Source organism: Streptomyces sp. NPDC051217, from assembly GCF_044455465.1.
Taxonomy (GTDB): domain Bacteria; phylum Actinomycetota; class Actinomycetes; order Streptomycetales; family Streptomycetaceae; genus Streptomyces.
The window spans coordinates 194,292-206,589 of the sequence record NZ_JBITEV010000002.1 but is presented as its reverse complement, the minus strand read 5'-3'; the positions used below and the strand labels follow the sequence as shown (position 1 = coordinate 206,589).

14 protein-coding genes are annotated in these 12,298 nt (G+C 70.4%); 9 read left to right on the top strand and 5 right to left on the bottom strand.

Annotated features, from left to right (window positions below; translation table 11 throughout):
* The first annotated feature begins 180 nt into the window (after positions 1-180).
* Positions 181-795 (top strand): hypothetical protein, encoded by a 615-nt coding sequence (locus ACIBBB_RS06030; protein ID WP_398979206.1) that lies wholly within the window; start codon positions 181-183, stop codon positions 793-795.
* On the opposite strand, the gene ACIBBB_RS06025 is transcribed toward ACIBBB_RS06030, so the two are convergent.
* Both ACIBBB_RS06025 and ACIBBB_RS06020 read right to left on the bottom strand, forming a co-directional pair.
* Entirely contained in the window at positions 796-1,884 is a 1,089-nt protein-coding gene (locus tag ACIBBB_RS06025; RefSeq protein WP_398979204.1) for a mandelate racemase/muconate lactonizing enzyme family protein, read from the bottom strand.
* 62 nt (positions 1,885-1,946) lie between these two features.
* Positions 1,947-3,305 carry a sugar porter family MFS transporter gene (locus tag ACIBBB_RS06020; RefSeq protein ID WP_398979202.1) on the bottom strand — a complete coding sequence of 453 codons (1,359 nt, stop codon included), beginning with the start codon at positions 3,303-3,305 and terminating at the stop codon, positions 1,947-1,949.
* Positions 3,306-3,493: 188 nt separating this feature from the next.
* On the opposite strand from ACIBBB_RS06020, the gene ACIBBB_RS06015 reads away from it, so the two are divergent.
* From ACIBBB_RS06015 to ACIBBB_RS05995, 5 genes are all read left to right on the top strand, one after another.
* Entirely contained in the window at positions 3,494-3,817 is a 324-nt protein-coding gene (locus ACIBBB_RS06015) for an L-rhamnose mutarotase (protein ID WP_398979200.1), read from the top strand.
* A gap of 176 nt (positions 3,818-3,993) precedes the next feature.
* Positions 3,994-4,602: a GntR family transcriptional regulator gene (locus ACIBBB_RS06010; protein WP_398980038.1), complete on the top strand. Its 609-nt coding sequence runs from the start codon at positions 3,994-3,996 to the stop codon at positions 4,600-4,602.
* Positions 4,603-4,713: 111 nt separating this feature from the next.
* Positions 4,714-4,893: a CsbD family protein gene (locus ACIBBB_RS06005; RefSeq protein WP_398979198.1), complete on the top strand. Its 180-nt coding sequence runs from the start codon at positions 4,714-4,716 to the stop codon at positions 4,891-4,893.
* A gap of 85 nt (positions 4,894-4,978) precedes the next feature.
* Positions 4,979-5,374 (top strand): phage holin family protein, encoded by a 396-nt coding sequence (locus tag ACIBBB_RS06000; RefSeq protein ID WP_398979196.1) that lies wholly within the window; start codon positions 4,979-4,981, stop codon positions 5,372-5,374.
* Positions 5,371-5,760 carry a DUF3618 domain-containing protein gene (locus tag ACIBBB_RS05995; protein ID WP_398979193.1) on the top strand — a complete coding sequence of 130 codons (390 nt, stop codon included), beginning with the start codon at positions 5,371-5,373 and terminating at the stop codon, positions 5,758-5,760. The genes ACIBBB_RS06000 and ACIBBB_RS05995 overlap by 4 nt, the downstream gene beginning before the upstream one ends.
* Positions 5,761-5,907: 147 nt before the next feature.
* Here ACIBBB_RS05995 and ACIBBB_RS05990 read toward each other — a convergent pair whose 3' ends face one another.
* Complete coding sequence (locus ACIBBB_RS05990; RefSeq protein WP_398979191.1) at positions 5,908-6,336, bottom strand: SRPBCC family protein; 429 nt, start codon at positions 6,334-6,336, stop codon at positions 5,908-5,910.
* Between the two features lie 247 nt (positions 6,337-6,583).
* Here ACIBBB_RS05990 and ACIBBB_RS05985 point away from each other — a divergent pair, with 247 nt between their 5' ends.
* Both ACIBBB_RS05985 and ACIBBB_RS05980 read left to right on the top strand, forming a co-directional pair.
* A complete protein-coding gene (locus ACIBBB_RS05985) occupies positions 6,584-8,254 on the top strand; it encodes a glycoside hydrolase family 13 protein (protein ID WP_398979189.1) in 1,671 nt (556 codons plus the stop codon).
* Between the two features lie 285 nt (positions 8,255-8,539).
* Positions 8,540-9,490: a PRC and DUF2382 domain-containing protein gene (locus ACIBBB_RS05980; protein WP_398979187.1), complete on the top strand. Its 951-nt coding sequence runs from the start codon at positions 8,540-8,542 to the stop codon at positions 9,488-9,490.
* Between the two features lie 88 nt (positions 9,491-9,578).
* Here ACIBBB_RS05980 and ACIBBB_RS05975 read toward each other — a convergent pair whose 3' ends face one another.
* On the bottom strand, positions 9,579-10,775 hold the full coding sequence (locus tag ACIBBB_RS05975) for a PP2C family protein-serine/threonine phosphatase (RefSeq protein ID WP_398979185.1): 1,197 nt from the start codon (positions 10,773-10,775) through the stop codon (positions 9,579-9,581).
* Between the two features lie 152 nt (positions 10,776-10,927).
* On the opposite strand from ACIBBB_RS05975, the gene ACIBBB_RS05970 reads away from it, so the two are divergent.
* Positions 10,928-11,212 (top strand): hypothetical protein, encoded by a 285-nt coding sequence (locus tag ACIBBB_RS05970; protein WP_398979183.1) that lies wholly within the window; start codon positions 10,928-10,930, stop codon positions 11,210-11,212.
* A 64-nt stretch (positions 11,213-11,276) separates the two neighbouring features.
* On the opposite strand, the gene ACIBBB_RS05965 is transcribed toward ACIBBB_RS05970, so the two are convergent.
* Positions 11,277-12,215, bottom strand: a complete 939-nt coding sequence (locus ACIBBB_RS05965; RefSeq protein ID WP_398979181.1) for a TauD/TfdA dioxygenase family protein — start codon at positions 12,213-12,215, stop codon at positions 11,277-11,279.
* Positions 12,216-12,298: the final 83 nt, after the last annotated feature.

The window sequence follows — 12,298 nt, the reverse complement described above, 5'->3', positions numbered from 1 at the left end:
ACTGTCGCGGCGGGATCACCGCTCAAAGTGCACTTGCCCCTCGTGCCCACCCAGCAACCACGCATGGTTCAGCAAGGTGTTACCTGACGGTCGGCTTCGGAATGGACACGCGGGCGGACGTACCATCACGGACAACCGGGGGGCGCCACGCAGATGTCATCCAGAGGAAGCGAGCCATTCATGTCCGGCACCGCCGTCACCGAGTTCACGAGCGTCCAGTCGCAGTACGAGGTCCAGGTCGCGGCCGACCTGGAGCGCAACGTGGCGGAGCGGAAACGTCTCCGCAGTGAGATCGAGTCGCTTCAGGGCCAGTTGGAGACACTGGAGCGTGACCACGCTCTGCTGCTCGGCGTGCAGAGGGTGTTCGCCGACGGCGCAAGGCCCGGCGCCGCGCGGAGCGCGAAGGTGCCGGGGCCGCGGACGGCGAAGCGCCCCGCGAAGGCATCGGCCGGCTCCGGCAAGGCGGGGAAGCGGGCCGAGGTCCCGGCCGGGGCGCCCGCCAAAGCCGGTGCGAAGGCTTCCGGAAGCGCCGGAGCGGCCGAGAAGCGCCCCAGCCTCGCCCAGCTGGTGGGCACACTGCTGGCCGCGCACGGTGAGCCGCGTTCGGCCGCGGAGCTCGCGGCCGAGCTGGCCGCGGCCCACCCGGCGCGCAACTCCAACATCACCGTCGTACGGAACGCCCTGGAAAAGCTCGTCGCCAAGTCCGAGGCCCACCGCACCAAGCAGCAGCAGTCCGTCTTCTACTCCCACGCGGGACGGGACGATACCCCGGCCCCGGTCCCGGCGACGGACTGATCAGGCGACGCGCAGGTCCGCGATCGCGTCCTCGTCCCACTCGATCCCGAGACCGGGCGTCTCGGGCGGTACGACACAACCGTCCTCGATCACCATCGCGCTACGGGTGATGGCGCCGAGCTGCGGTATGTACTCCACATACATACCGGCGGGGACGGCACACGCCAGGCTCGCGTGAAGCTCCATCAGGAAGTGCGGCGCGACCATCACGTTGAAGGCCTCCGCGGCGTGCGCGACCTTCAGCCAGGGCGTGATGCCGCCGACCCTGGCGACATCGACCTGCACGATGCCCGCCGCACCCGCCGACAGATACTCGGCGAAGTGCCCCACGCTGTAGATCGATTCGCCCACGGCGACGGGGACCGTGGTCGAGCGGGCGAGCCGGACGTGGCCGGCGACGTCCTCGGCGGGCAGCGGCTCCTCGAACCAGGCGATGTCGAGCTGCTCGAAGGTACGCGCCCGGCGGATCGCCTCGGCTCCCGTCAGCGACTGGTTGGCGTCGACCATGATCTCGAAGGCGGGCCCTGTCGCCTCCCGTACGGCCGCGAGCCGCTCGGTGTCCTCGACGGCGCTCCTACTGCCGACCTTGAGCTTCGCGCCGCGCAGCCCGGCGGCCTGGGCGGCCTTGGCGTTCTCGACCAGTTCCCCGGACGGCAGATGGAGCCAGCCGCCCTCGGTGTCGTACACCGGCAGCCGTTCGTGCGCGCCGCCCGCCAGACGCCACAGCGGTTCACCCGCGCGCAGACACCGCAGGTCCCACAGGGCCGTGTCGACCGCTGCCAGCGCGAGTGACGTCAGCGCGCCGAACGCGGTCGCGCGGGTCGAGGCGAGCATGCGCGCCCAGACAGCCTCGACGTTACGGGCGTCGGTGCCCGGCAGCGTGCCGGCGAGGTGGTCGCGCAGCAGGGCGAGGACGGAGCTGCCGCCCGTGCCGATCGTGTAGGAGTAGCCGGTGCCGCGCAGCCCGTCGTCCGTCTCGATCGTGACGAGGATGGTCTCCTGACGTACGAACGTCTGGCTGGCGTCCGTACGCAGCGTCTCGGGCTCGATGAAGACGAGCGCGCAGTCGACGCTCTTGATCCTGCTCATATGGGTGCTTCTTTCGTCATCGGTCGATGCGTGTGGCGCGTGGCCGGGCGTCTCGCGGGTCCTCAGGAAGCGGTCGCGACGGGCGAGGGGGCGGCCCGGTCCTTGCGCCGCCAGTCCTCCTCGATCTCCTCCAGGGAGCGGTTCGCCGTCTCCGGTACGCGCGTCAGTACGAAGGCGAGCCCCACCGCCGAGATGGCCGCGTAGATGCCGAAGACCCAGAAGCCGATCGCCGCCAGGATGTCCGGGAACGTCAGCGAGAAGAGGAAGTTGAAGAGGTATTGCGTGAAGGTGACGACCCCCATCCCCAGCGCGCGGGCCCGCAGCGGCAGGATCTCCGGGATGTAGAGCCAGAAGACGGGGCCGAGTCCGAACCCGAACGCGAAGGTGAAGACGAACACGCAGACGATGTCGAGCGCCGCCGCGTGCGGGAACAGCGCGAGCAGGATCAGCGGCGGGACCTGGCCGCCGAGACTGAGCGCCAGCAGCTTCACCCGGCCCAGCCGGTCGATCAGCGGGAGGGACAGGGCCGTCGATATGACCAGTGCGCCGCCGACGCTGTAGTTGGCGATGACGCCGGTGTCGGCGGAGTGTCCGGTGGCCTCGGCGAAGACGGTCGGGGCGTAGTACACGACGGCGTTGATGCCGGTGAAGACCTGGAAGAAGGTCAGTACGAGTCCGATGCTCAGGGCCGGGCGGTAGCGGTGCAGCAGCTCGCGCAGGCCGGCCTCCTGGTGTCCGAGGCTCTGCCTGATCTCGCCGGCCTCGGCGTCGGCCTCCGTCTCGGAGGTGCGCAGGCGCAGCAGGACGGCGCGGGCCTCGTCGTCGCGGCCGCGCAGGATGAGCCAGCGCGGGCTCGCCGGGCTGAGGGCCATGCCGATCAGGAAGAAGACCGCGGGCAGCGCGCCCAGACCGAGCATCCACTCCCAGGAGCCGGAGCCGCGCAGCGCGTCCCCGGTGCCGTACGCGATCAGGATGCCCACGTTGACGCTGAGTTGGTAGAGCGCGCTGATCAGGCCACGGGTGCGCTTCGGCGCCAGTTCGGTCAGATAGATCAGGCCGAACATGTTGGCCAGGCCGACGGCGAGACCCAGGACGAAGCGGGATATCAGCAGCGTCACGACGTCGGTGGAGAACGCGCAGCCGAGCGATCCGAGGATGAAGACGACACCTGCCGCGAGCAGCAGATGGCGGCGGTCGAAGCGTTTGGCGGCCAGGGATCCCGCGACGATCGCGGGCAGCGCGCCGAGCAGGATCAGGCTGGTCACCAGACCCTGTTCGGTCGAGGAGAGACCGAACCGTTCCGTGGCGAAGGGCAGGGCGGTGGCGATGGCACCGGAGTCGTATCCGTACAGCAGTCCGGCCATGCCGCCCAGGACGGCGACGGCTTTGACGAACCGGGGGAGCGGTGGGGGAGCGGCCATAATGCCTCCAGAGGCAGCCGAATTTTCCTATAGGAAATCTGAAGCCTCTGGAGGTTAGCCATGTGCCACGGCCGCACGTCAACCGTTATGCGGCGGGAATTTTCCCGCTCCTGGGCTTCTCTGTCCGAGGCTGTTCCTATAGGTTCCCGCTGGTAGGGGTTCCCGCAGTGGACGGTGGTGGAGGACTGATGCAGCGCATCGCACAGGTGATCAAGGTGCGGCCGGAGAAGCTGGAGGAGTACCGGGAACTTCACCGGGCGGTACCGGAGCCCGTACTCGCCCGGCTGCGCGCCTGCCATATCGCCAACTACTCGATCCACCTGCTGGGCGACCGGCTCTTCAGCTACTTCGAGTACCACGGTGACGACCTGGCGGCCGATCTCGCGGCGATGGCCGCAGACGAGGCGACGCGGGAGTGGTGGAAGCTGACCGACCCCTGCCAGGAGCCGGTCCCCGAGGCGGGGCCCGACGACTGGTGGACCCCCATGGAGCGGGTCTTCCTCATGGAGTAGCGCCTCGGGCCCGGTGGCGAGCCCTATAGAATATGGAGGACGGCTCGCGCGCGGCATGAGGAGATCTGACCTTGTCGGACACGACTTCCGGCCGGACAGGGGGCACGGAGGACACCGGTGCCCCGCACCCGCCCCGCCAGGTCCTGGCCGACAGCGTGTACGAGGCCATCAAGGCGATGGTCATGGACCACGAGATCGAGCCGGGCGCCCGCGTCGGCATCGAATCCCTGTCCCGGACGCTTGAGGTGTCACCCACGCCCGTACGCGAGGCGCTGGCGCGACTGGAGTCCGACGGGCTCGTCACGAAGCGCTCGCTCGCCGGCTATCGCGCCACCGAACTCCTCACCCCGCAGGGCCTTGAGGAACTGTTCGAGATGCGCCTGCTGCTGGAGCCGACAGCGACCGCCCTTGCCGCGGTCAACGCGGACGAGGAGCAGCTGGACGCCATCGAGAATCTGGTGGAGGAGATGCGGGGCCGGCCGGGATCCGGCGAACGGTACGTCGTCTACCGCGAGTTCGCCGCGGCCGACCAGCGCTTCCACGACACGATCGCGCGCGCGGCGGGCCGTTCACTGCTGGCCGACGCGGTGGAGCGGCTCCACTCGCATCTGCACATCTTCCGGCTCAGCGGTATCCCGGGCGCCGGCCCGCTGACCCTCGCGGAGCACGACCGCGTCCTGCGCGCGATCCTGCGCCGCAACCCGGACCGGGCGGCGGAGGCGATGACGGAACACCTGCGCCGCAGCCTGGAACGCCAGCGCACCCGCCGGAGCCCGGACGCCTGACGGCCCGCACCGGTCGGGAGGCGCGGCGCCCGTGGTGTGTTTGGCCGCCGCCTCAAGGGTCACACGCATAGACGTCCATCCGATTCATCGGCACCAGAGGACGTGAGTGACATGACCAAGAAGAAGAATTCGAAGACCGAGGCCAAGATCGAACACGCCAAGGGCAAGGTCAAGGAGACGACCGGGCGCGCGGTGGGCGACGAGCGGCTGGAGGCCGAAGGCCGCGTCGACCAGGCCAAGAGTGACGCGCGTATGGCCAAGGAGAAGGCCAAGGACAGCTTCAGGCACTGACGCCCACGCCGGCTGGCCCACCGGCTCCGGGGCATTCGCCCCCGCCCGGTGGACAGCCCGCCGATTTCGTTGGAGGCGAACCACCGTGACCCATCAGACCGAGAAGTCGGCGGCTGAGCTGGTGCGGCAGACCTCGGAGCAGCTTTCCGAACTCGTCAGGGAAGAACTCCGGCTCGCGACCGCCGAGATGAAGGAGAAGGGCAGAAGGGCCGGCCGTGGCGGCGGGCTCTACGGAGGCGCCGCGCTCGTCGGCGTCCTCGCCCTCCAGGCGCTGGTGGCGACGGTCATCGCCGCGCTCGCCCTGGTGCTCCCGGTCTGGGTGTCCGCGCTGATCGTCACCGCCGTGCTCGCCATGACCGCCGCGGTGCTGGCGGGGCAGGGCCGCCGGGAGACCCGCGAGGCCACGCCGCTGACGCCGGAGCGGGCGACGGCGAGCGTCAAGGCCGACATCGAGGAGATCAAGGAGAGGGCGCACCGATGAGCAAGAACTCGCACGGGCCCGAGGGGTCCGACGACGGTACGGTCGCCGGAGCCAGGCTCCGGGTCGAGAAAGCGCGTGAACGGCTCGGTGACTCGGTGGGAGAGCTCGCCGCCAAGGCCGATGTGAAGGGCCGTACGCAGGAGAAGGCCGCCGAGGTGCGCGACCAGGTCGTCGAGGCCGGCCAGCAGGTCAGGGACCAGGTCAAGGAGCACACGCCGGAACGGGTGCGCGACGCGGGCGTGAAGGCCGCGGTGACCGGCAAGGAGGTGGCCACGAAGGCCGCCGGGACCGGACGCGCCCACCCCCGTCCGCTGCTGCTCGCCGGGGGAGTGGCGGTTGTCGCCCTCGCCGTCGCGCGGGCCCGCCGCAGGGCCCGGAAGTCCTGACCCCGTCGCCACGTGCCGAAGCGCACGAGGGACCGGCCCCCGCCGGACCGCACCACGCGAGACCCGCGGGGGCCCCGCACCGAAGCGTCCCGCCCGAGGAATCGGGGCGGGACGCTTCGGTGTGTACGCTCGCTCCGTACGGCGGAGTCAGGGCAGCGCCGCCGTACGCTCGGCCATCCTCCGGAACTCCCCGAGGTCGTAGTTGGCCAGCGTCGAGTCCAGATTGGTGAGCGCGCCCAGATGCTCCACGAACCCCCGCGGGTCGTACTCGATCTGGAGCGTCACCCGGCTCTCCGTGTCGGTGAGCCGGTGGAAGGTGACGACTCCCGCGTGGTGCACGCCCTCGGTGGTCCGCCAGGCGATGCGGTCCTCGGGGACGACCTCCGTGAGCTCCGCCACAAAGCTCTTGTCGGCGCCCGGCAGGGAGACCTGCCAGGCGAACAGGGAATCGTCGATGCGCTCCACGTGGCCGACATGGCTGAGGAAGGCGGGCCAGCGCTCGACGTCCTTCCACAGCGACCAGCTCACGGCGACGGGAGCCTTGATGTCGACGGCTTCGATCAGTGAGGACGGCATGGATTCTCCTCCTGTGAGTGAGGCGGGACGACCAGGTCTGTCATCCGCTACCCGCCCGATCGGCTTTCACCGCCCGCACCCCCGCATCCTTCGGACATCCCTTCCATAACCATCGAAGGTCCGACCTTCAGCCTGACGCCCGGCGGTGACAGGCTGTCCCTCGTACGAGCACCACCCGTCGCACGAATCACTTACGCACCAGGCCCCACCCGCACCACCGGCCCGAAGACAAGCACGAGAGGCACCCGTGATCCCGAACACCCTCGACACCCCCGGCGGCCATCTGTCACGGCCCGCCCCCGACTGGTGGCGCGAAGCAGTCGTCTACCAGGTGTACGTCCCGAGCTTCGCCGACGCGGACGGCGACGGGATCGGCGATCTCCGCGGGATCACGGACCGGCTCGACCACCTCGCCGGTCTCGGCGTCGACGCCCTGTGGCTCACCCCGTTCTACCCCTCGCCCTGGACCGACGCCGGCTACGACGTCTCCGACTACCGGGGCGTCGACCCGCGCCACGGCACCCTCGACGACTTCCGCGGCCTCGTGCGGCGTGCCCACGGGCTCGGTCTCAAGGTCATCGTCGACGTCGTACCCAACCACTGCTCCGACCAGCACCCCTGGTTCGTGGAAGCACTCGCGTCACCGCCCGGCTCACCGGCGAGGGACCGCTTCATCTTCCGCGAGGGGCGGGGCCCGGACGGGAGTCTGCCGCCCGCCGACTGGAAGTCGAAATTCGGCGGCGGCGCCTGGACACGCGTCCCGGACGGCCAGTGGTACATGCACATCTTCTCCGCCGAGCAGCCCGACCTGAACTGGGAGAACTCCGACGTCCTCGCCGACTTCGAGGGCATCCTGCGCTTCTGGCTCGACCTCGGGGCCGACGGCTTCCGTATCGACGTGGCCCACGGTCTGCGCAAGGACCTCGTGGAGCCCCTGCGGGACACCGGCGGACGTGACTCCGCCTCCCTGAACTCGCCGCCCGAAGGTGAGGACCACCCCTTCTGGGACCGGGACGAGGTCCACGACATATACCGGACCTGGCGCAAGATCATCGACTCCTACGCGCCTCCCCGGATCACCGTCGCCGAAGCGGGAGTCAGCGCGTCCCGGCTGCCCCTCTACACCCGCCCCGACGAACTCCACCAGGCGTTCAACTTCTTCCATCTGCGCTGTCCCTGGGACGCCGAGGAGTTCAGGAAGGTCATCGACACCTCCCTCACCGGCGCCCGCGCGGTCGGCACCCTGCCCACCTGGGTGCTCTCCAACCACGACGTCGTACGCCACCGCACCCGCTACTCCCTTCCCCAGGGCATCGACTACCGCGCCTGGCTGTCCGGCGGCGGCACCGACCCCGCGCCGGACGACGCGCTCGGCCACCGCAGGGCCAGGGCCGCCGCGCTCCTGACCCTCGCCCTGCCCGGCAGCGCCTACCTCTACCAGGGTGAGGAACTCGGTCTCCCCGAGGTCTCCGACCTGCCCCTCGACGCGCTGCGCGACCCCATGTGGGAGCGGACCGGGCGCACGACCAAGGGCCGCGACGGCTGCCGCATCCCCATCCCGTGGACCCGCACGGGCAGCAGCCACGGCTTCGGGCCGGGTGGCAGCTGGCTCCCGCAGCCGGAGGGCTGGGGCGAGAACGCGGTGGACGTCCAGACCGGGCGGCCCGACTCCTTCCTTGAGCTGTACCGCACGGCGCTGTCCATACGCACCCGCTTCCGGGGTGACGAGTCGTTCAGCTGGATGCCCGCGCGCGAAGGCGAACTGGCCTTCCGCAAGGGCCGGTTCGAATGCCGTATCAACCTCTCCGAACGCTCTCTCCCGCTGCCGGACGGCGAGGTGCTGCTCGCCAGCGACAGCCTGGAAGGGGATCTGATCGCCCCGGACACCGCCGTGTGGACAGCGGCGACGGGCGGCTGATCAATCCGTCGGTATCATCCGACTCCTTTCCGTCGCCGTCCCTGTACAACGTGTGAGCACCGACGGGCGCTCCCCTCGGGTGTCACCCGAATGGCTGAATCCGCCCGCCGATGTGCTCGGAGCCCAGCAGGGCGCGTCCAACGCCCCTTTGTCCCCCGGACGGGTCAGAGGGGCGTTCTCCCTGGTTGCCGCCCGCGGTCAGCAGGTGCCGCATGGAAATACGCGAGTCAGCCGACGCGCGGGGATACCGGACCCCGCCGGCTCGCCGCCAAGGAGTGATCACTGATGGCAGCCGACGATGTCTTCCACCACGTGGGTGAACTCACGGGTCTGACGGTCTACGACGCCGCCGGGGAGAAGATAGGCAGTGTTGAGCAGGCATACCTCGACAACCAGACAGGGCGCGCCGAGTGGGTGACAGTCAAGACCGGCATGTTCGGCATGAAGGAGTCCTTCGTGCCGCTCGCCGGCGCAACCCGTGACGAAAACGGTCTCCAGATCCCGCACGCCAAGGAACTGGTCAAGGAAGCCCCCCGGATGGACGCCGACGAACATCTCGACGTCGCCCAGGAGCAGGAGCTGTACGACCACTACGGCCTCGCCCGGCCCAGCGGGCGCAGCGGGTCCCCGGGCATGTCCCCGGCACCCGGAACGGCAGCCACGGAAGGCAGGAGCGGGGAGGACACCATGAGCGGCGAGAGCAGGAGCGACGGCGGCCAGGACCGGACCGACGCCAGGGGCCGGGCGGACATGAACGACCGGACCGACGCCTCGGCCCAGGCCGGGACTGGTCGTACGGACACCTCCAAGGCCGCCATGGCCGGATCGACAGGTGGCGGCGGCGACGAAATGGTGCGTTCGGAGGAGCGTCTGCGGGTCGGCACCGAGGAGCACGAGTCCGGCCGGGCGCGGCTCCGCAAGGTCGTGGTGACCGAGAACGTCACCACCACCGTGCCGGTCACCCACGAAGAGGTCCGGATCGTGCGCGAGCCCATCAACCCGGGCGACCGGAACATCGGCCGCTCGCCCATGGGCGACGCCGAGGCCGAGGTGATCCTGCACGCCGAGGAGGCGGTCGTCCGTAAGGAGGCCGTGCCGGTGGAGCGCGTACGCATGGAGACCGAGAAGGTCACCGAGCAGAAGGAAGTATCGGCCGACGTCCGCAAGGAGCAGGTCGAGTTCGACTCCGGGCAGGACGACCGGGGCCGCGGCGGCGGTCGGGGCCCGAGCCACTGAGCGACGCGCCCTGGGCGCGGCACCCGAAGAACCGCATGTCGGCGTGGGCCCACCGGTCTCCCGGGTGGACCCGCGCCGTGCCGCGTTCTCAGGCGTGCCGCGGACGCCATTCGACCAGCAGCAGCGTCGCGTCGTCGCGCAGCCGGTTGTCGTGGGCGTCGAGAATCGAGTGGATGAGCCGGCGCAGCGACTCGGGAGCCAGTTCGCCGGCCGCCGTCGCCCGGATGATGGAGTCCGTGAAACGGTCGAGGCCGAATTCCGTACGGTCGCCCAGCCGCGACTCGACGACGCCGTCCGTGTAGAGCAGCACCCGGTCCCCGGGCTCCAGTTGCGTCTCGTGGACCGTACGGGGGGTTTCACAGAACCTGACGCCCAGTCCCATCGGCGGCTGGGGGGAACTCTCCAGCTCACCACTGAGTACGCGGTGTCCCCGGATCAGCAGCGGTGGCGGATGCCCGCAGTTGCACCACCGGAACAGGCCGCGGGCGAGATCCAGCTGGGTGACGATCCCGGTGCAGTACTGGTCGGGCAGCCAGCGCGCGAGCGCCTGATCGACGGTGTCCACCAGTTCGAGCAGATCCCCGCCGTTCCTCCGGGCGGCGCGGCAGCCCGCCAGCACGACGGCCGTGGTCAGACCCGCCGCCAGGTCGTGGCCCATCGAGTCGAAGATGTCGACGTGCAGGCTCGATCGGGTCAGCGAGTGGTCGTAGGCGTCGCCGCCGATCTCGTACGCGGGCTCCAGCACCGCCGTCGACAGCGCGTCGGCGCTGCCGATGGTCCGCGGGGGAAGGAAGGCGCGCAGCATCTCGGCGGGCAGCTCCATCCGCTCGGTGCGGGCGTACCGCGCCAGGCTGTCGCTGTACGCCCGCTTCGAGGTGATCGCCATGGCGAGCACGGAGGCGAGCATCCGGCAGCGGCGCAGGCGTACCGGGTCGATGGCGGGCGCGCTGATACCGAGCACGCCGAGGCGCTCCGCCCCGTTGATCAGTGGCAGCCAGGCCGTGAGACCGCCGCCCTCCGACTCCTCGATCCGCAGGTCGAGGGAGCGGTACGCCCGCCCGCCCGTCGTGGAGTCCACGGCGAGGCCGGGCATCCCGTCGGTGAGCGGGACGAGCTGCCGCTGCTGGATGTCGACCAGATAGACCACGATCCGTTTCAGTCCGAGCGCCGTGGCACAGCGGTCCACCAGCTCCGGCAGCTCCATCGGGGCCGCGGCGTGTGTTTCGGCGAGAAACCTTTCGAGCAGCTCCTCACCCGGGTCCGGGGTCGCGCTCTCAGCCGGCATGGCAACCGCCTCCTCACCGGCAGTCTTCTACCAGCATCGCAAACCCGCCCGGGTGGACGCACGCGGCTGTGCGGACGGCCGGACGGGCTGCGTCGGCGGGAACTCGCCGCGATCGCTGGGCAGCGCCGGAGCCGCCCTGATAGGGAGGGGGCATGAGTGAAGAGACCCCGATCCCCCCAGTCCTGACCGTCACCGCCGCCAGCACCATCGAGCCGAACGTCGTCGGGGAGGGCGCCGCCGACCGGAACTCGTGGATGGTGATCGAGACGGCCGAGCAGGGCCAGCTCCTGCTCAATCTGCCGGGACCGCTGTACCGGGCGATGGAGCAGGCGCCCTTCCTGGCCGCCGACGAAGCCGGGCCCGGCCGCCTCGCCCTCACCGGACGGGAGATCGCCGCCTACCGTGAGCGCATCGCCGGGCTCACCGAGAAGCAGTAGCCGACGCCGGCGGAACACCTCTGGCGGGCGGACGGCGGACCCGACGGCCGGCGGCTCGGGCGGATCAGTACGGGCGGTCGCCCGTGATGGCGACCCGTTCGGCGACCCGCCGGTGCGTGCCGTAGTCGGCGACCGCGTAGTGCTGGGTGGCGCGGTTGTCCCAGAAGGCGATGTCGCCCGCCTGCCAGCGGAAGCGGACCTGGTACTCGGGCACATGCGCCTGCTGGAAGAGCAGCCGGAGCAGGCGGTCGCTCTCCTCCTGCGGGAGCCCCACGATCCGGGTGGTGAACGACGTGTTGACGAACAGCATCCGCCGGCCCGTCTCCGGATGCGTACGCACCACCGGGTGCTCCACGGGCGGGAAGACGTCCTGGAACCGGGCCAGGCGTTCGGCGGGGGAGTACCGCGCGAAGCCCGGCACGAAGTCGTGAACGGCTCGGGCGCCGTCGATACGGTCCTTCACCTCACGCGGGAGATTGTCGTACGCCACCGCCATGTCGGCCCATATGGTGTCGCCCCCGGCGGGCGGCACCTCACGCAGTTGCAGCACGGCGCCCATCGCGGGCCGCTCCCGGAACGTGACGTCCGTGTGCCACACGTTCTCGAAGGTCGGGACGGCCGTACGGTCGAAGCGCACCACGTCCTTGGTGTCCCCGGCCGCCGTCAGCAGCGGATTGGTCTCCAACTCGCCCCAGGCGAGGGCGAACGCGCGCTGTGCGTCGGAGGACAGGCGCTGGCCCCGGAAGAAGAGGACCTTCCACTCCAGTAGGGCGCGATTGAGCTCGTCCCGCAGGGCGGGCGACGGCGGAGCCGACAGATCCAGGCCCCGGATCTCGGCGCCGATCGTCGCGGACCGCGGGACGAGCTCGAAGAGTCCGTACGGCCGGTCCTCCCAGCCCTCGGGAACGCGGCGCAGCTCCCGGTGCCCCTCGTACAGGCCGTCGGCGGGGATGTGGGGATCGCGGAGGACGGGAACGGCGGATATGGCGGCGGTGGTGGTCACGAGGCTCCTCGGGAGTACGAACCGGTGGGGAGGTGGGACGGCCCGCACCGGCGCGTGGGCACGGGAGGCGGGTCCGGCGGGAC